The 17,599-nt window shown below is 71.4% G+C and carries 14 protein-coding genes and 1 tRNA gene; 12 read left to right on the forward strand and 3 right to left on the reverse strand.

The annotated features are described in order from the left end of the window. Positions 1-17: 17 nt before the first annotated feature. Genes CFP65_RS08710 through CFP65_RS08725 form a run of 4 tightly spaced genes read left to right on the forward strand, consistent with a single transcriptional unit; the run spans position 18 to position 4,421 of the window. On the forward strand, positions 18-947 hold the full coding sequence (locus CFP65_RS08710; protein ID WP_104815566.1) for a branched-chain amino acid ABC transporter permease: 930 nt from the start codon (positions 18-20) through the stop codon (positions 945-947). Between the two features lie 5 nt (positions 948-952). Then, positions 953-2,887: a branched-chain amino acid ABC transporter permease gene (locus CFP65_RS08715; RefSeq protein ID WP_174805516.1), complete on the forward strand. Its 1,935-nt coding sequence runs from the start codon at positions 953-955 to the stop codon at positions 2,885-2,887. 8 nt (positions 2,888-2,895) lie between these two features. Then, a complete protein-coding gene (locus CFP65_RS08720) occupies positions 2,896-3,708 on the forward strand; it encodes an ABC transporter ATP-binding protein (protein WP_104815568.1) in 813 nt (270 codons plus the stop codon). Further along, the gene (locus tag CFP65_RS08725) at positions 3,705-4,421 is read left to right on the forward strand and encodes an ABC transporter ATP-binding protein (RefSeq protein ID WP_104815569.1); all 717 of its coding nucleotides are present in this window, start codon (positions 3,705-3,707) and stop codon (positions 4,419-4,421) included. The genes CFP65_RS08720 and CFP65_RS08725 overlap by 4 nt, the downstream gene beginning before the upstream one ends. A gap of 59 nt (positions 4,422-4,480) precedes the next feature. Here CFP65_RS08725 and CFP65_RS08730 read toward each other — a convergent pair whose 3' ends face one another. Beyond that, positions 4,481-5,167 carry an ANTAR domain-containing response regulator gene (locus CFP65_RS08730; protein WP_371682385.1) on the reverse strand — a complete coding sequence of 229 codons (687 nt, stop codon included), beginning with the start codon at positions 5,165-5,167 and terminating at the stop codon, positions 4,481-4,483. Positions 5,168-5,234: 67 nt separating this feature from the next. On the opposite strand from CFP65_RS08730, the gene CFP65_RS08735 reads away from it, so the two are divergent. From CFP65_RS08735 to CFP65_RS08750, 4 genes are all read left to right on the forward strand, one after another. Continuing rightward, positions 5,235-5,309: transfer RNA gene (locus tag CFP65_RS08735), tRNA-Leu, on the forward strand. A gap of 120 nt (positions 5,310-5,429) precedes the next feature. Next, on the forward strand, positions 5,430-6,212 hold the full coding sequence (locus CFP65_RS08740) for a helix-turn-helix domain-containing protein (protein WP_104815571.1): 783 nt from the start codon (positions 5,430-5,432) through the stop codon (positions 6,210-6,212). A 154-nt stretch (positions 6,213-6,366) separates the two neighbouring features. Further along, a complete protein-coding gene (locus CFP65_RS08745) occupies positions 6,367-6,996 on the forward strand; it encodes a hypothetical protein (RefSeq protein WP_371682386.1) in 630 nt (209 codons plus the stop codon). Positions 6,997-7,056: 60 nt separating this feature from the next. Continuing rightward, entirely contained in the window at positions 7,057-7,974 is a 918-nt protein-coding gene (locus tag CFP65_RS08750) for a GDSL-type esterase/lipase family protein (protein ID WP_104815573.1), read from the forward strand. Between the two features lie 48 nt (positions 7,975-8,022). On the opposite strand, the gene pyk is transcribed toward CFP65_RS08750, so the two are convergent. Next, positions 8,023-9,453 carry a pyruvate kinase gene (gene pyk, locus CFP65_RS08755; RefSeq protein ID WP_104815574.1) on the reverse strand — a complete coding sequence of 477 codons (1,431 nt, stop codon included), beginning with the start codon at positions 9,451-9,453 and terminating at the stop codon, positions 8,023-8,025. A 265-nt stretch (positions 9,454-9,718) separates the two neighbouring features. Between pyk and CFP65_RS08760 the strand changes: the two genes are divergently transcribed. From CFP65_RS08760 to CFP65_RS08770, 3 genes are all read left to right on the forward strand, one after another. Further along, positions 9,719-10,834 (forward strand): substrate-binding domain-containing protein, encoded by a 1,116-nt coding sequence (locus CFP65_RS08760; RefSeq protein ID WP_104815575.1) that lies wholly within the window; start codon positions 9,719-9,721, stop codon positions 10,832-10,834. 71 nt (positions 10,835-10,905) lie between these two features. After that, a complete protein-coding gene (locus CFP65_RS08765) occupies positions 10,906-12,513 on the forward strand; it encodes an extracellular solute-binding protein (RefSeq protein WP_104820728.1) in 1,608 nt (535 codons plus the stop codon). Next, complete coding sequence (locus CFP65_RS08770; RefSeq protein WP_104815576.1) at positions 12,500-12,958, forward strand: hypothetical protein; 459 nt, start codon at positions 12,500-12,502, stop codon at positions 12,956-12,958. Before CFP65_RS08765 ends, CFP65_RS08770 begins: the two co-directional genes overlap by 14 nt. A gap of 138 nt (positions 12,959-13,096) precedes the next feature. Here CFP65_RS08770 and CFP65_RS08775 read toward each other — a convergent pair whose 3' ends face one another. Further along, positions 13,097-16,438, reverse strand: a complete 3,342-nt coding sequence (locus CFP65_RS08775; protein WP_104815577.1) for a LuxR family transcriptional regulator — start codon at positions 16,436-16,438, stop codon at positions 13,097-13,099. A 354-nt stretch (positions 16,439-16,792) separates the two neighbouring features. Here CFP65_RS08775 and CFP65_RS08780 point away from each other — a divergent pair, with 354 nt between their 5' ends. Further along, positions 16,793-17,464: a response regulator transcription factor gene (locus CFP65_RS08780; protein ID WP_254552856.1), complete on the forward strand. Its 672-nt coding sequence runs from the start codon at positions 16,793-16,795 to the stop codon at positions 17,462-17,464. Positions 17,465-17,599: the final 135 nt, after the last annotated feature.

Below are 17,599 nucleotides of genomic sequence, written 5' to 3' on the forward strand. Positions count from 1 at the left end.
CCCACGGAGGCCGAGCGGTGAACGAACTACCGCAGCAGCTGGCCAACGGCCTGATCCTGGGAGCCCTCTACGGGCTCGTCGCGATCGGCTACACAATGGTCTACGGCATCGTCCAGCTCATCAACTTCGCCCACGGCGAGATCTTCATGGTCGGCGGCTTCGGTGCCCTGACCGCCTACCTCGCCCTCCCGGGCGGCACCACCATGTGGCTGGCCATCCCGCTCATGCTCGTCGCGGGCATCCTGGTCTCCGTCCTGGTCGCCGTCGCCGCCGAACGCTTCGCCTACCGGCCGCTGCGCACCGCGCCCCGCCTCGCCCCGCTGATCACCGCGATCGGCCTCTCGATCGGCCTCCAGCAGCTGGTCTTCTCCTTCTACCCGGACGCCAAGAAGGCCCGGGTCTTCCCGAAGATCCCCGGCGACCCGTTCTCTCTCGGCAATGTGGCCATCCAGCGCAGTGATCTGTTCCTGATCATCGCGGCGCCCCTGTGCATGCTCGTCCTCGGCTGGTTCGTCACCAAGACCCGGTCCGGCCGCGCCATGCAGGCCACCAGCCAGGACCCGGACACCGCCAAGCTGATGGGCATCGACACCGACAAGATCATCGTGATGGCCTTCGCGATCGGGGCCGCCTTCGCCGCCGTCGCCGCCGTCGCCTACGGCCTGCGCACAGGCCAGGTCGACTTCCGGATGGGCTTCGTGCTCGGTCTGAAGGCGTTCACCGCCGCCGTCCTCGGCGGCATCGGCAACATCTACGGCGCCATGCTCGGCGGCCTCGTCCTCGGCCTGGCCGAGGGCCTCGCCACCGCCTACATCCAGCACATCCCCGGCATGCACCTCTTCGGCGGCGGTGCCTGGAAGGACGTCTGGGCCTTCGTACTCCTCATCGTCGTGCTGCTCGTCCGGCCCCAGGGCCTGCTCGGCGAGCGCGTCGCGGACAGGGCGTGACCACCATGACGACCTCTTCGACCACCGAGACCTCCCCGGTCATCCCCTTCCCCGCGGCGGCAGCCCGAGCGACCACCGCCGTCGGTGCCCTCGCCACCGCCGCCAGCGCCTTCCTCGCTTGGACCTGGACCAGCGACTTCCCCGGCGACCTCACCGTCACCGGCTACCCCGGCGGCCTTCAGTGGCTCAGCCTCGTCGCGGGCGTGGTCACCCTCGTCCTCGTGCTTGCCTCCTACGGTCTGCGCGGCCTGCGGTGGGTCAGCCCGACCGGCAGTCAGAACGCCATCCTGCTCGCCGCCACCGGGAGCACGGCTGTCACCTGGTTCACCCTGATCGCCATCAGTGTCGAACTCGGCGGCCTGGCCAACCTTGAACCCGGCGGCTGGGTCGCCGGTGTCGCCTCGGCCATCGGCCTGGTCGGCGCGCTCGGGCTCCCGCTCGACCGGCACGTCCAGCTCCCCCCGCGCATCTTCAAGTGGTGGCTGTTCCTGAGCGTGCCCGGCAGTGTGCTGCTCTACCTCGGCGCGGAGAGCCTCGACGCCTCCCGCCCGGTGACTCCGGTGCTCGTGGTCCTGACCCAAGGGCTCATGGTCGGAGCCGGCTTCCTCGTCCTCGTCCAGCTGCTCCACCTGGTCCGATCGTGGCTGCGTCTGACCACGATCAGCCGCCCCGTCACACCTGCCGTCGAGCTGTCCTCCTGGCTCGAGATCCTGCTCATCATCGCAGCGTTCTCGGTCGGCATGTTCGTCATCACCTACGGCATCGGCACCGACTACGCCGAGCTCTTCGCCGGCTTCATGATCGTGACCATCGGGGTCATCGGTGCCCTGTTCAAGTCGGGCCTCATCGGCCGTCTGCGCGCCCTGACGATCAAGCACCGCCCGGTCACCACCGGCGCCGCCTTCGCCGCCGCCGCGTCCTTCCCATTCACCCAGACCAGCGACCAGTACACCTCGGTCGCCACCAACATCCTGATCTTCAGCACCGTCTCTCTCGGCCTCAACATCGTGGTCGGTCTGGTCGGTCTGCTCGACCTCGGATATGTGGCCTTCCTCGGCGTCGGCGCCTACGCCTCCGCCCTGGTGTCCGGATCACCCGCTTCCCCGATCCACGTCCAGTTCCCGTTCTGGGCTGCGGTGCTCACCGGTGCCGTGGCGGCCATAGTCTTCGGCGTGCTGATCGGCGCCCCCACCCTGCGGCTGCGCGGCGACTACCTCGCCATCGTCACCCTCGGGTTCGGCGAGATCTTCCGCATCACCATGAACAACCTGAACGGAACCACCGGGCCGAAGGTCACCAACGGCTCCAACGGGATCCCGCGCATCCCGGATCTGGAGGTCTTCGGCTTCGACTTCGGCAAGACGCACACCATCGCCGGAGTCGACCTCGGCCGCTTCTCCAACTACTACCTCCTGCTGCTGCTCGTCACCGCTTTCGTCATCCTGGTCTTCGCCCGGGTGAGCAACTCCCGGATCGGCCGCGCCTGGGTCGCCATCCGCGAGGACGAGACCGCCGCCGAGGCCATGGGCATCAACGGCTTCCGCCTGAAGCTGATTGCCTTCGCGCTCGGTGCCTTCCTCGCCGGTCTGGCCGGTAGCGTCCAAGCACACGTCAGCTACACGGTGACTCCCGACCAGTACACCTTCGCCGAAGCGCTTCCGCCGAACTCCGCTTTCCTGCTCGCGGGCGTCATCCTCGGCGGCATGGGCACCATCACCGGCCCGCTCTTCGGTGCCGCCCTGCTGTACCTCCTCCCGAAGAAGCTCCAGTTCCTCTCCGACTACCAGCTGCTCGCCTTCGGCATCACCCTGATCGTCCTGATGCGCGTCCGCCCTGAGGGGCTCATTCCCAACCGCCGGCGCCAGTTGGAGTTCCACGAGGCCGACATCCCCGCACAGTCGGCCCCCGCCGATGTCGCGGCCACCAAGGCAGGGGCGTGAAAGGCACCATGACCACCACTACCCCCGCCTCGACCCCCGTCCTCGAAGCCACCGGCGTCGTCATGCGGTTCGGCGGCCTCACCGCCGTCAACGACGTCTCCCTTACCGTCAACAGCGGCGAGATCGTCGGCCTGATCGGCCCCAACGGCGCCGGCAAGACCACCTTCTTCAACTGCCTCACCGGCCTCTACGTGCCGACCGAGGGCAAGGTGACCTACAAGGGCACCGTGCTGCCGCCCAAGCCCCACCTGGTCACCCAGGCCGGCATCGCCCGCACCTTCCAGAACATCCGGCTGTTCTCCAACATGACCGTGCTGGAGAACGTCCTGGTCGGCCGGCACAGCCGCACCAAGGAAGGCCTCTTCTCCGCCATCCTGCGCGGCCCCGGCTACCGCCGGGCCGAGGCGGAGAGCCGCGAGAAGGCCATGGAGCTGCTGGAGTTCGCCGGCCTCGCGCACAAGGCCGAGCACCTGGCCCGCAACCTCCCCTACGGCGAGCAGCGCAAGCTGGAGATCGCCCGCGCCATGGCCAGCGAGCCGGGCCTGCTCCTGCTGGACGAGCCCACCGCCGGCATGAACCCGCAGGAGACCCGCGCCGCCGAGGAGTTGGTCTTCGCGATCCGCGACAAGGGCATCGCGATCCTGGTCATCGAGCACGACATGCGGTTCATCTTCAACCTCTGCGACCGCACCGCCGTCCTCGTCCAGGGCCAGAAGATCGTCGAGGGCGACCGCGAGACCGTCCAGAGCGACGAGCGGGTCATCACCGCGTACCTCGGTGCACCGCTCGAGGGCACCAGCACTACGGAGGACAGCCAGTGACCGCGCTCCTCGAGGTCCAGGACCTCCGCGTCAGCTACGGCAAGATCGAGGCCGTCAAGGGCATCAGCTTCACCGTCAACGAGGGTGAGGTCACCACCCTCATCGGCACCAACGGCGCCGGCAAGACGACCACGCTGCGCACCCTCTCCGGCCTGCTCAAGCCCACCAGCGGCACGATCTCCTTCGACGGGAAGCCGCTGGCCGGCACCCCCACCCACAAGATCGTCTCGCTGGGCCTGGCCCACTCCCCCGAGGGCCGGCACATCTTCCCCCGGATGACGATCGAGGAGAACCTCCTCCTCGGCGCCTTCCTCCGCCGCGACCCGGCCGGCGTCCAGGAGGACGTGGAGCGCGCCTACACGCTCTTCCCCATCCTCGGCGAACGCCGCAAGCAGGCCGCCGGCACCCTCTCCGGCGGCGAGCAGCAGATGCTCGCCATGGGGCGCGCGCTGATGTGCCGTCCGAAGCTCCTGATGCTGGACGAGCCCTCGATGGGCCTCTCCCCGCTGATGATGCAGAAGATCATGGCCACCATCGTCGAACTCAAGGCCACCGGCATGACCATCCTGCTCGTCGAGCAGAACGCCCAGGCGGCGCTCTCGCTCTCCGACCAGGGCTACGTGCTGGAGACCGGCAACATCGTCCTCACCGGCTCCGGCCAGGACCTGCTGCACAACGACGAGGTCCGCAAGGCCTACCTCGGCGAGGACTAGTCTCCGCCTGTACGGAAGGGCCCGGCCGCAGCAGCGGCCGGGCCCTTCCGTCGTCCCACTTACTCGCCCGAGGACTCCGCAGCCTTCTTGCGGTCCTGCGCCTCGCCCTCCTCGATGACGGCCTCCGCCACGGCGGCCATAGTCATCCGGCGGTCCATCGAGGTTTTCTGGATCCAGCGGAAGGCCGCCGGCTCGTTCAGGCCGAACTTGGTCTGCAGCACGCTCTTCGCCCGGTCCACCAGCTTCCGGGTCTCCAGCCGCTGGGAGAGATCCGCGATCTCACCCTCCAGCGCCCGCATCTCCGCGTACCGCGACACGGCCATCTCGATGGCCGGCACCAGGTCGCTCTTGCTGAACGGCTTCACGATGTACGCCATCGCCCCGGCATCCCGGGCCCGCTCCACCAGCTCGCGCTGCGAGAACGCCGTCAGCATCAGCACCGGTGCCAGGTGCGCCTGGTGGATCTGCTCGGCCGCCGACAGCCCGTCCAGCACCGGCATCTTCACATCGAAGATCGCCAGGTCGGGCTTGAGCTCCTCGACCAACTTCACCGCCGTGGCGCCGTCCCCGGCCTCCCCGACGACGGTGTACCCCTCCTCCTCCAGCATCTCCTTAAGGTCGAGACGGATCAGCGTCTCGTCCTCGGCAATGACAATTCGGGTGATCTGGGGCGACTCGGTCTCAAGCGGCTGGGGCTGCTCGTCGGCGGTGCTCACGGGGCTCCTCGTTCCGGCGGGGTACTGCATGCACGAGCCTACCTAGACCCTGTATGTTTGAGACACGACGAGTCGGGGGGCACCTTTGATTCGACGGGCCCCGATAGCCCAATTGGCATGAGGCAATGGTCTCAAACACCATACAGTGTGGGTTCGAATCCCACTCGGGGCACAATACCTTCAAATCGAAGGCTTAAGCGCTCAGGCAGACGCTTGGAGATCTTCATCACTGCGGGTGAAGATCCCCCCTTTCTCGCCTTCTGAGACGGCACCACTCCGCAAGATCGCTCACATGCACGACATCACGGTGCGACAGCGAGCCATCTCGCTCTGCCGGGACGGCCGCTCCAATGCGGATATCTCACGCCAGCTCGGCGTTCCCTATGGCACGGTCAGTTGGTGGAGGCACGAGGACCTCGCTAAACACGGCACCCTGCCGGGACGTAAGCAATCCCCCTGCTTCCGCTGCCACGGCAGCCCGCTCGACCAGCCCGCCTATACCTACCTGCTGGGCCTGTATCTCGGCGACGGCCACATCATGCACCCGAAGCAGCATCGCGTACCCAACCTCGCGGTCACCTGCGACAACAATTGGCCCGGTGTCATGGACGAGGTCGAGCAGGCTATGCGCCGCGTGCTGCCGAACAACTCCCCCTGCCGAGTCCGCCGCATCGGCTGTCACGACGTCAAGGTGTACTCCATGCACCTCCCGTGTCTTTTCCCCCAGCACGGTTCCGGGGTGAAGCACAAGCGCCTCATAGCCCTGGAGCCCTGGCAGCAGGACTTGGTGCTCACCCGCCCCTGGCAGCTCATCCGGGGCCTTATCCACTCCGACGGTTGCCGCATCACCAACTGGACAGTCCGGACCGTCGACGGCCAGCCCAAGCGCTACGAGTACCCGCGGTACTTCTTCAGCAACACCTCGACCGACATCATCCGCATCTTCACCCACACCCTCGACTCCGTCAGTGTCGAGTGGAAGTCCGCCACCCGAAGCCACGGTCGCACCGACATCTCCATCGCCCGCAAAGCCTGCGTGGCCCTGATGGACAAGCACGTCGGCCCCAAGCACTGAGACCGGACTCGTCGGCATGTACGACCTGGCCACCAGGCATCGAGCCCTCGCCCTCCTCGCCGCCGGACTGACCCTCAGCCAGGTGAGCCGTGCCACCAGCGTCTCCCGGTCAGCCCTCCGCGACTGGACAGTCTGTGTCACACCCCGCCCACGGATGACCGCCGAGTGCCCGCTCCGGCACGGCAAGCCCGACTGCCCGCCGGCCGACTACGCCTACCTGCTCGGCCTCTACCTCGGCGACGGCTGCATCAGCGAGGGCCGCCGCCAGGTCCACACCCTCCGCATCGCCTGCGGCGACGCCTGGCCCGGTCTCATCGAGGAGTGCGTCCGCGCCGTCCGAGCGGTGATGCCGAAGAACCGCGTGTGCCGCGTTCAAGCTCCCGGCTGCACCAGTGTGGTCAGCAGCAGCAAGCACTGGCCCTGCCTCTTCCCCCAACACGGCCCGGGCCCGAAGCACCAACGCCCCATCGTCCTCACAGCTTGGCAGCAGCGGATCGTCGACGGGGAGCCGTGGCAGCTGATCCGGGGGCTCATCCACTCCGACGGCTGCCGGATCACCAACTGGGCCTCCCGCGCGGTCGACGGCGTCGTCCGCCGTCACGAGTACCCGCGGTACTTCTTCACCAACACCTCCACCGACATCGTCGGCATCTTCACCGACACCCTCGACTCCGTCGGCGTCCGGTGGAAGGCCGCCGCCCGTACCAACGGCGGCACCAACGTCTCCGTCGCCCGCAAGGCCTGCGTGGCCCTCATGGACGAACACGTCGGCCCCAAGTACTGAGCCACCCCCGGCCCGATAGGGTGCGTTGATCGTTTCGAGTGAAAGGACCCGACGCTCCCGGTGACCGAGCCACGCCCCCACGCCCTGTTCTCCTTCGGCACGTTGCTGGACCCGAAGGTCCAGCACGCGCTCTTCGGACGCGCCGTACCGACGACACCCGCCATCCTCCCCGGGCACGCCACCAGGCCGCTGCGGATCACCGACCCCGCGGTGATCGCCACCAGCGGCACGGGCGTGCACCTCACGCTGGCGCGCAAGTACGGTGCCGCGATCGAGGGTGGGGTGCTGCGGCTGAGTGAGCGGGAGCTGGCGGCGGCGGATGCCTACGAGGTGGCGGATTACGCGCGGCGACGGGTGGTGCTGGGCGACGGGGAGGTGGCCTGGGCGTACCTGGATGCGGAGCCGCTGCGAGCGGCGGCGCGGATCGTGGTGGTGGGGGACAGCATCGCGTACGGGCGGTGCGACCCGCAGGGCGGGTGGGCCGGGCAGTTGGCGGCGGCGCACATCGCGGCGGACGAGGTGGAGCACCGGGTGTTCAACCTGGCGATCCCTGGGAGCACGCTGGCGCAGGTGGCCGAGCAGACTCCCGGGCTGCTCGGGCCCCGGCTGCCGGACACCCTCCTGCTGGCGGCCGGGATCAACGACTCGGCGCAGACCGCCACCGGCGAGGACGGACTGGCGGGCCTCACCGCGCACTTGGACAGCCTCGCCGCGACGGCGCTGCGGCACGGCGCCCGCCTGGTGGTGGTCGGCCCGCTCTGGCTGGACGAGGGCCGGACGGGCGACTTCGGCGGCCTGTGCTTCACCACGGCCCGGGCGCAGCGGCTGCGCGAGCACCTGGCGGGCTGGTGCACCGAGCGGTACGTCGACTTTCTCGATCTGTGGGAGGTTCTGGAGGGCCGGCCGGAGTTGCTGGTGGACGGCCTGCACCCGGGCCCGGAGGGGCACAAGGAGCTGTACCGGCAGATCAGCGGCTGAGGACGGGTGCAGCCCCCGGTGGTCCGGGGGCTGCACGGTCGGCGGGGCTCAGTTGTCGAGTTCGCCGATGTGGTGGACGCGGACGAAGTTGGTGGAGCCGGCCAGGCCGGGCGGGGAGCCGGCGGTGATGAGGACGATGTCGCCCTTCTGGCAGCGGCCCAGCGAGAGGAGCTGAGAGTCGACCTGGGCGACCATCTCGTCGGTGGTGGGGGCGAACGGGCCGAGGAAGGTCTCGATGCCCCAGGTGACGGCGAGTTGGCTGCGGACGGCCGGCTCGTAGGTGAAGGCGAGGACGGGGATGGGCGAGCGGTAGCGGGCCAGCCGGCGCGCGGTGTCGCCGCTCTGGGTGAAGGCGATCAGGTACTTGGCGCCGAGGAAGTCGCCGATCTCGGCGGCAGCGCGGGCCACAGCGCCGCCCTGGGTGCGGGGCTTGTTGCGGTCGGTCAGCGGCGGGAGGCCGGCGGCCAGGATGTCGTCCTCGGCGGCCTCGATGATGCGGCTCATGGTCTTGACGGTCTCGACCGGGTACTTGCCCACCGAGGTCTCGCCGGAGAGCATCACGGCGTCGGTGCCGTCGAGCACGGCGTTGGCCACGTCGGAGGCCTCGGCGCGGGTGGGCCGGGAGGCGTTGATCATCGAGTCGAGCATCTGGGTGGCCACGATGACCGGCTTGGCGTTGCGCTTGGCGAGCTTGATGGCCCGCTTCTGCACCAACGGGACCTGCTCCAGCGGCATTTCGACGCCGAGGTCGCCGCGGGCCACCATGATGCCGTCGAAGGCGTCGACGATGGATTCGAGCTGCTCGACGGCCTGGGGCTTCTCCACCTTGGCGATGACGGGGAGGTACCGGTGCTCCTCCGCCATGATCCGGTGGACGTCCTCGATGTCGCGGCCGCTGCGGACGAAGGAGAGCGCGATCAGGTCGGCGCCGGTCCGCAGGGCCCAGCGCAGGTCGGCGACGTCCTTGTCGCTGAGCGCGGGCACCGAGACGGCGACGCCGGGGAGGTTGAGGCCCTTGTGGTCGGAGACCAGGCCGCCCTCGATCACCATGCAGTGCACCCGGGGGCCCTCGACGTGGGTGACCTCGAGCGTCACCCGGCCGTCGTCGACCAGGATCCGCTCGCCGCGCGAGACGTCGGAGGCGAGGCCCTTGTAGGTGGTGCCGCAGCGGTCCCGGTCACCGATCACGCCGTCCTCGACGGAGATGGTGAACTCGTCGCCGCGTTCGAGGAGGACGGGGCCGTCGGCGAAGGTGTCCAGGCGGATCTTGGGGCCCTGGAGGTCGACCATGACCCCGACGCTGCGGCCCACTTCGTCGGAGGCCTTGCGGACCCGGCGGTAGCGTTCCTCGTGCTCGAGGAGCGAGCCGTGGCTGAGGTTGAAGCGGGCGATGTCCATGCCGGCCAGGACCAGGGCCTTGATCTGGTCGTAGGAGTCGGCGGCGGGCCCGAGAGTACAGACGATTTTTGCTCGGCGCATAGGCACGAGCGTAAGGATTACCCGCGCGTAACAACGACGTTCCACCGGACTGCCGGGTGGCAGTTGGTGAACGATTCGGTGAACAAACTGACATACCGTGACTTCTCCCTCCACATCATTGGGTTGACGTCGCCGATCGGCTCTCCGGGGGCCGTCCGATGCGGTTTCGTGAAGGTCTGTTCACCCTGGATTCACCGCCGCTTGGGTCGGCGCTCGCCCGGGCTGGCCAGCCTGGATCATCCAGGGAGCACTGGAACTGCCGGTCATGGGGGAAGAGTTGGGCGCAAGACGGGCGGTCGGCGTGATCGCGGCGGTGGCACTGTTGGCGGTGGTGGCCGTCCTCGCACTGCACGACTGGTCGGGCTCCGATCCGGATCGGAAGCAGACCTCATCGGTGCGGATCCTGATCGGTTCGGAGAAGTTCGACTTCTTCAACGACCAGGAGGTACAGGCCGAGTTGGCCGCCCAGGGGCTGAAGACCGACCTCACAACCACCGGTTCGTGGTCGATGGCCAGTACGGATCTGCGGGGCTTCGACCTGGCCTTCCCGGCCAGCCAGCCGCCGGCCGAGCGGATCCGGGCCGACCACAAGATCACCAGCGACACCGTGCGCCCGTTCTACTCCCCGCTGGTGGTGATCGCGCACGGGTACGTGGCCGACCTGCTCAAGGAGAAGGGCCTGGCCACCCGGGCCGACGGCAGCGGGGTCTGGACGCTGCGGATGGACCAGTACCTCAAGGGCGTTGAGGCCGGCGCGACCTGGCAGAGCCTGAAGCCCGGCTCCGGCCCCCCCGAGCTGACCGGCCCGCTCTTCATCAGCACCACCGACCCGGAGAGCTCCTCCTCCGGCGCGCTCTACCTCGCCGAACTGGCCTACCTGAAGAACGGCGGCCAGGTGGTGGCCGACGCCCAGGGCGTCAAGAAGGTACAGGGCCTGCTGTACCAGCTCACCTCGATGCAGGGCGACCAGAAGACCAGCAGCGACGGCCCGTTCAAGGACTTCCTCTCCGGCGTCGGCAACCCGCTGGTGCTGGTGTACGAGTCGCAGGTGGCCGCGCTGATCGCCCAGCACAAGCCGGCCGACGGCCTCGTGGTGCTCTACCCCGACACCACCGTCTACAGCGACCACACCGCCGTCGGGCTCACCCCGAACGGCGACAAGCTCGCCCAGCTGCTCCGGGACGACCCCAAGCTCCGTCAGCTGGAGGCCCGTTACGGCTTCCGGCCGCAGGCCGACAGCGCCGCCTTCACCGCCGCCGTGAGCAAGGACGCCACCAACCCGGTGCTCGCCCCCGACCTGAGCGCCGCCGGCGTGGCCCAGGCCAAGGTGCCGACCCTCGACATCCTGACCCAGCTCGTCTCCGTCGCGAAGGGCAAGTGATCCCCGTGCGCAGCACCCACCTCGAGCGCGCACTGCCGGTCAAGCGAGCACTGCCGGCCAAGCGCACCCCGCTGGTCAAGCGCGCACTGCTGGCCGGCCTGGTGCTGACCCTGGCGGCCTGCTCCAGCGACCCGAAGCCCACCCCGCCCGGCCCGGTCTCCTCCACCCCGATCCCCGGGGTGCTCCGCGTGCTGGCCAGCAGTGAACTCCAGGACATGGGGCCGGTGTTGGAGCAGGCCAAGAAGGCCACCGGGGTCACCGTGCAGCTCAGCTACACCGGCTCGCTGGACGGCGCCGACGCCGTCTCCTCCGGCCAGGCGGACGGCAAGTACGACGCCGTCTGGTTCTCCTCCGACCACTACCTGCGGCTGGACCCGGCCGGCAAGGCCAAGCTGGTCTCCCAGACGCCGGTGATGGTCTCCCCGGTGGCCGTCGGCGTCCGGGCCGGGATGCTGAGCGAACTCGGCTGGGGCGACGGCTCCCAGGTCACCTGGAGCCAGATCGGCGCGGCCGCCGCGAGCGGCAGGCTCTCCTACGGGATGACCGACCCCTCGCGCTCCAACTCCGGCTTCGCCACCCTGGTGGCGGTGGCCGCCGCCTTCTCCGGCGCGAGCGCGGCCCTGACCGACGCCGACGTGGCCAAGGCCACCCCACAGCTGCGCCAGTTCTTCGCCGGGCAGAAGCTCACCGCCGGCTCCTCCGGCTGGCTCGCCCAGGCGTACCAGAAGCCCGGCCAGGGCGAGAAGCTCGGCGCCCTGGTCAACTACGAGTCGGTGCTGCTCTCGCTGGACCGCACGCTGCCGGCCGCCGACAAGCTGACCGTGATCCGTCCGGTGGACGGGGTGGTCTCGGCCGACTACCCGCTCTCGCTGCTGACCTCGGCCGGCCAGCCGGCCCGGGAGTCGTTCCAGCGGCTCACCACCTACCTGCTCGGCACCGAGGCCCAGCGGGCCCTCACCGAGCAGACCCTGCGCCGCCCGGTCACCCCCGGGGTGGCTCCGGCCGACGGGCTGCCCACCGACCGCCGCCGCGAGCTGCCGTTCCCCGGCAGCCGGGCGGTGGCGGACGGCCTGCTCTCCTCGTACCAGAACGAACTCCGGCGCCCCTCCCGGACGGTGTACGTGCTCGACACCTCCGGTTCGATGGCGGGCAGCCGGCTGGCCCAGCTCAAGGCGGCGCTCGGCCGGCTCACCGGCAGCGACGACACCCGGGGGCAGCGGCGGTTCCGCGACCGCGAGGAGGTGACCCTGATCCCGTTCGCCTCCGAGGTGAAGGCGGAGAAGACGCACACCGTGCCCCAGACCGCCCCGCAGGCCGAACTCGCCGCCATCGACGCCGATGTGAAGGCGCTCTCGGCCGACGGCGGCACCGCCCTGTACAGCAGCCTGGAGGAGGCGTACCAGGTGATCGCCCGCCGCCAGGCGGCCACCCACGACGACCGGTTCACCTCGATCGTGGTGATGACGGACGGCGAGAGCAACGAGGGCGCCACCGACGGGCAGTTCCGCTCCTTCGTCCAGGCGCTGCCGGCCGGGCAGCAGGTGCCGGTCTTCCCGATCCTGTTCGGCGACGCCGCCAAGGGCCAGCTCCAGGGCATCGCCGACCTCACCGGCGGCAAGCTCTTCGACGGCACGGGCTCCTTGGACGGCGCGTTCGAGGAGATCCGTGGCTACCAGTAGAGCCCTGCGCTACCTGGAGTCGGCCCGCAACCTGGTCGGTTGCGGGCTCGGCGCGGGCGGGGTGGTGCTGCACTTCACCGGGGTCGGCGGCCCCTGGTGGCCGACCATGGTCGCGGCCCTGTACGGCGCCGGGGCGCTGCTCGCCCCGGGCCGCCGCGACCCCTGGCAGGAGGAGATCGACGCCTTCGCCGCCCGCGCCACCACGGCCGGCCTGCCGGCCGCCGACTGGCTCGCCACCGAGTACGCGGCGCTCCGCCGGGAGCGCACCCCGGAGGCCGAGCGGCGCCTGCGGCACGAACTCCCGCTGGCCCTGGACAGCTACCTGCGCACCCGCGCCTGGGAGGCGATCGAGCCCACCGGCACCGACCCGGTCGCGGTCTTCCGGGAGACCCTGGTCCACCTGCTGGTGCAGCGGCGCGGGTCGGCCGCCGGGCAGCCGGGCTGACGCACCGACAGACGTACGGGCAGCCGGGGCGGCCGGGGCGGCCGGCTGAGCTGAGCCGCCACCGGGCGGCCGGGCTGACGCGTCGGCAGGCGGACGGCAGCTGACGCGCCGGCAGGCAGACGGCAGCCGAGCGGTGGGTCAGTTCAGCGCGGCCAGCAGGGCGCCGCGGCCCCGGACGCCCAGCTTGCGGAAGCTGTTGGTGAGGTGGGTCTCCACGGTGCGGACGGCCAGGTGGAGCAGGGTGGCGATCTCCGCGTTGGAGTGGCCCTCGGCGGCCAGCCGGCAGATCCGGCGTTCGCTGTCGGTGAGGGCGGCGGCGCCGGTGTGGGTGTCCTTGGTGAGCCGGGCACCGGATTCCTGGAGCAGCGCGCGGGCGATGCCGTAGAGCCGGGTGGCGCCGATGAGTTCGGCCCGCTCGGCGGCCTCCCGCAGGCTCTGCCGGGCCGCCGCGCGGCGGCCCGCCTCGCCGAGCATCCGGCCGTGGCTGAGCAGTGCGGGCACCAGCTCGGTGTCGGTCTCCGGGGTGCGCAGCAGGTCGACGGCTTCGGCGGCGAGCAGCAGGCCCCGGCGGCCGCCGGTGGCGGCACCGAGGGCGCGGGTGGCCCGGCCGAGGGTGCGGGGGGTGCCCCAGACCCGGGCGAGTTCGAGCTCGGCGGCGGCCAGCTCGGCGGCGGGCCCCGGGCGGCCGAGCAGCAGGTGGCAGTCGGCGGCGGCCGAGCGCCAGGGCGTCACGATCGGGCTCTCGACGTTCCGCTCGCCTTGGCGGCGCCCGCATTCGAGCAGGTCGGCGAGGGCCTCGGCGGGGCGGTCGGAGGCGAGCAGGAGCAGGCCCCGGGCGTAGAGGTACTCGTTCCACTCCCAGGACTGGTCGGTGCCGGTGACCAGCCCGGCGAGCCGGTGGGCCTGGTCGAGGCGGCCGAGTTCGGTGAGCGCGATGATGCCCTGGGCCAGCAGGTGGCTGTTGTCGAGCAGCGGCGAGGCGCCCGAGCGGCGGTGCACCGCGGCCCCGGCCGCCCCGGCCGCCCCAGCCGCCCCAGCCGTCGCCTCCGTCGTGCCCGAGATCGGTCCGGTGACCGAGATCGGTCCGGTCTCGGCCTCCGGCTCCGACTCGCCTTCGGTCAGGCCGAGTTCGCCGAGCAGCTCGCGGTAGCGGCCGCGCATGACCAGGCTCTCGGCCCGGACGCTGAGCAGGCTCTGCCGGGCCGGGTGGAGCAGGGCCGCCTGGTGTTCGGCCAGGCCCTGGGCGACCAGCCGGTCGGCCTCGGGGAAGCGCTCGGCCCACTGGGCCAGGGTGGCGGCGGAGGCGAGCACGTACGCCCGCGAGAACCTGTCCGAGGGCAGTGCGCACAACTCGCCTACGCGGCCCGCGACTTCGGCGGCGGAGAGCTGGCCGTTGGTGGCCTCGTACTCGGTGAGCAGGGCCCAGGCGGCGGGGGCCAGGCGGTGCGGCGAGCGGGCGGCGATCCGCCGCAGGCCCTCGACCACCTGGAGCCAGCTGTCGCCGTCGTGGGAGGCGATCAGTGCGGCGGCGGCCTGCACGGCCTGGGCCAGTTCGGGCCGGTCGGCGAAGCGGGCGGCCAGCTGCTCCAGGATGTCCAGCGCCGCCGGGGTCTCGCCGCGCCCGGCGAGGGCGGCGCCGAGGGCGTTGGCCACCTCGAAGACCCGCTCGTCGGACTGGTGCAGCCGGACCGCCTCGGTCAGGTGCCGCACGCCCGCCGCGTGCTCGGCCGGGCCGAGCGCGATCTCCAGGCAGCCGAGCTCGGTGAGCGTCCAGCTGCGCGCGCAGTCGGCCGACTCCTCCTCCAGGACGCGCCGCAGGTAGCCCACGGCCTCGGCCGGCCGCCCGTCCCGCTCGGCGGCCCGGGCGGCGCGCAGCAGCGCGTCCAGCGCCCAGGGCGCGGTGGGGCCGGGGGTGCGGAGCAGGTGGGCGGCGATCACCTCGTCCGGTTCGCCGCGCCGGTGAAGCGCGGCGGCGGCCGCCCGGTGCACCCGGGCCCGCCGCTCCGGCCGCCAGCCATCCAGCACGGCCTCGCGCAGCAGCGGGTGGGCGAAGCTCGGCCACTCCCCCGGCGCCCCGGCCACCAGCAGGCCCTGCCGGTACAGCCCGGCCAGCAGCTCGCCGTACCGCCCATGCGCCGTCTCTTCGCCCTCGACCCCGTCCGAGGCGTCCTCGCCCTCGCCCTCGATGCGGGCCACGACCAGCTCGGCCCGGGCGGCCTCGGTGCGGGCCCCCTCGGTGCCGGCGCCGGTCAGCTCGGCCAGCACCTCGGCCGGGTCGGACCGGCGGTCCGGGTGGCCCAGCGGGTGGCCATGCAGCGTGGCGAGGGTGCGGAGGGCGGTGAGGTGACCGGGCCCAGCCCCGTGCAGCCAGACATCGACCGCCTCCAGGTAGCTGCCGCCCGGCAGCCCGACGCAGGAGGCCGGCAGCAGCACGGCCGCCGTACCCCTGGCCCCGGCGACGGCCCCGGAAACGGCCCCGGCGACAGGCCCAGCAACCGACCCGGCGACGGACCCGGCGGCAGGCCCAGCAACCGACCCGGCGACAGACCCGGCGACCGGAGTGCCCGGCTCCGCCGGCCCTCCGTCCACCGCCCGCGTGTCCGGAGCGCGACCCTCCGTCGCCCTGGCGTCCGGCGTGTCGCTGCCCGCAGGGGCAGTGGATCCGCGGTGCGACGGCCCGGCCTGCGGAGCCGCCCGCAGGGGCGTGATGACCGGTTCCGGCAGGGTTGACCGTTCCCGGAGGTCGGTGATGAGCGCTTCGAGCAGCATCGGGTTGCCGCCGGTGGCCCGGAAGCACTCCTCGGCCAGGGCCGGAGAGGCAGCGGGGCCCAGCCTGAGCGGGAGCAGCTCGGCGACGGCGGCCGACCCGAGTGCGGAAATCCGGCAGTGCCTGGCGGGCGGGGTCGGTAGGGTGTGACCGAATCGTCGGGCGCGGGTGGGGAGTTCGCGCTGTCGGCGTTCGGTGACGACCAGCAAGACGGGGAGCCGGTCGATCCGGCGGCCGAGGCGCAGCAGCCAACGGCGTGAGGGGGAGTCGGCGAGCTGGACGTCGTCGACCGCGAGCAGCAGGGGGTGGTGAGCGGCGTGCAGGTGCAGCAGCTCCCACAGCTCGGCCTCGGTGGTCCGGGAGTACGTCTCGGTGCCGAAGAGCTGCCGGGCGACGGCGTACTCCTCCTCGGTCTCGTCGGCGGCGCAGCGGGCCCAGAGCGCGTGCATGCCGTACGGCTCCTCGGCCTGGACCACGGCGGAGAGCAGCGCGCTGCGGCCGACGCCGGTCGGGCCGGTGAAGAGCAGGACGCCGCCCTGGCCGCGGCGGGCGCGCTGCGCCATCCCGGCGGCCAGGGCCAGTGGCCAGCGGCGTTCGGGCAGGGCGGACAGCGTGTCGGCGGAGCGGCCGAGGCCGTGCCGACCGGATCCGCCTTCGGCGGTGGCCTGGTCCGCGACGGTCAGCCGGTGGGTGCCCCCGGTGGTGATGGTCACTGCTCTCCCCTCCGCGGCCAGGCTCGGACGGACGGGTGCCCGGGCCTGATCGCTCGACCTCTCTTCTGCACCTGACGCATCCCGACGGGGTCGGGGTCGCATCACAGGCGCACCGAACGGTGTGACCTTCGTCGCACTGCTCGGGTTCGTGGTCGCCGATCTCGTGGTCCGCCCACGATTGTCGTGGTACTCGGTCTACGGAGAGTATGACGGCCGAGGCTCCGTCGGCCGAACGGGGCTGTCGCTGTCTCCGGTCGTGTCCGTTTCGACCGGCCGCACCCCGAACGTTCCAGGTAGGGGCGGTGCGGAACACGACCGCGCGTGAGCACCCGAAGGAGGGGACCGTTGACCGTACTGCACACTCAGCCGACCGCACCGAACACTCTGAACGGCCTACGGCCAGGGGTGCGGGTGCCCGTGGTGGTGCACGCACCCGACCCGATCTCGCGGGCCGGGGCCGAGGCCCAGCTGCGCCGCTGCACCGGTGTCGAGGTGGTGCCGGAGAACACGGCCCGACCGGGCGCGGTGGCGCTGCTGCTCGCCGACGCCGTGGACACCACCGTGACCGGGGTGCTGCGCCGCCTGGTGCGCGGCGGTGAGACCAAGGTCGTCCTCGTGGTCGACCACATGCGCGAGGGCGAGCTGCTGGACGCCGTGGAGTGCGGGGTCGGCGCGATCCTGTGGCGCCGCGAGGCGACCGCCGACCGGCTGGGCCGCGCGGTGCTGGCCGCCGCACGCGGCGAGGGCGACCTGCCGGCCGACCTGCTGGGGCGCCTGATCGAGCAGATGGGGCGGCTGCAGCGCAGCGTCCAGGGTCTGCCGGGCTACGCCCCGCCGGGGATCTCCGAGCGCGAGGCGGACGTGCTCCGCCTGGTGGCCGAGGGCTTCGACACAGCCGAGATCGCCGCCAAGCTCTCCTACTCCGAACGGACCGTCAAGAACGTGCTGCACGGTCTGACCACCCGGCTCAACCTGCGCAACCGCGCCCACGCCGTGGCCCACGCCCTGCGTGAGGGCTACATCTAGAGCCCCTGGCACGAGGGGCCCAGGCCGCCGTACCGGTCGCCGACTCGGAGCCCGGTACCGGTGGAGCGCCAGCACCCGCTCCTCCGGTACCGGGCTCCGCCGTCTCCCCACGATCCACCGTGACCCCTCTCACCT

The organism is Kitasatospora sp. MMS16-BH015, from assembly GCF_002943525.1.
Classification (GTDB): Bacteria; Actinomycetota; Actinomycetes; order Streptomycetales; family Streptomycetaceae; genus Kitasatospora.

Coding starts and splice junctions, on each gene's coding strand:
- CFP65_RS08740 (WP_104815571.1), top strand. CDS start 5,430: ATGCACGACATCACGGTGCGACAGCGAGCCATCTCGCTCTGCCGGGAC.
- CFP65_RS08715 (WP_174805516.1), top strand. CDS start 953: ATGACGACCTCTTCGACCACCGAGACCTCCCCGGTCATCCCCTTCCCC.
- CFP65_RS08730 (WP_371682385.1), bottom strand. CDS start 5,167: ATGCAGTACCCCGCCGGAACGAGGAGCCCCGTGAGCACCGCCGACGAG.
- CFP65_RS08720 (WP_104815568.1), top strand. CDS start 2,896: ATGACCACCACTACCCCCGCCTCGACCCCCGTCCTCGAAGCCACCGGC.
- pyk (WP_104815574.1), bottom strand. CDS start 9,453: ATGCGCCGAGCAAAAATCGTCTGTACTCTCGGGCCCGCCGCCGACTCC.
- CFP65_RS08745 (WP_371682386.1), top strand. CDS start 6,367: ATGACCGCCGAGTGCCCGCTCCGGCACGGCAAGCCCGACTGCCCGCCG.
- CFP65_RS08760 (WP_104815575.1), top strand. CDS start 9,719: ATGGGGGAAGAGTTGGGCGCAAGACGGGCGGTCGGCGTGATCGCGGCG.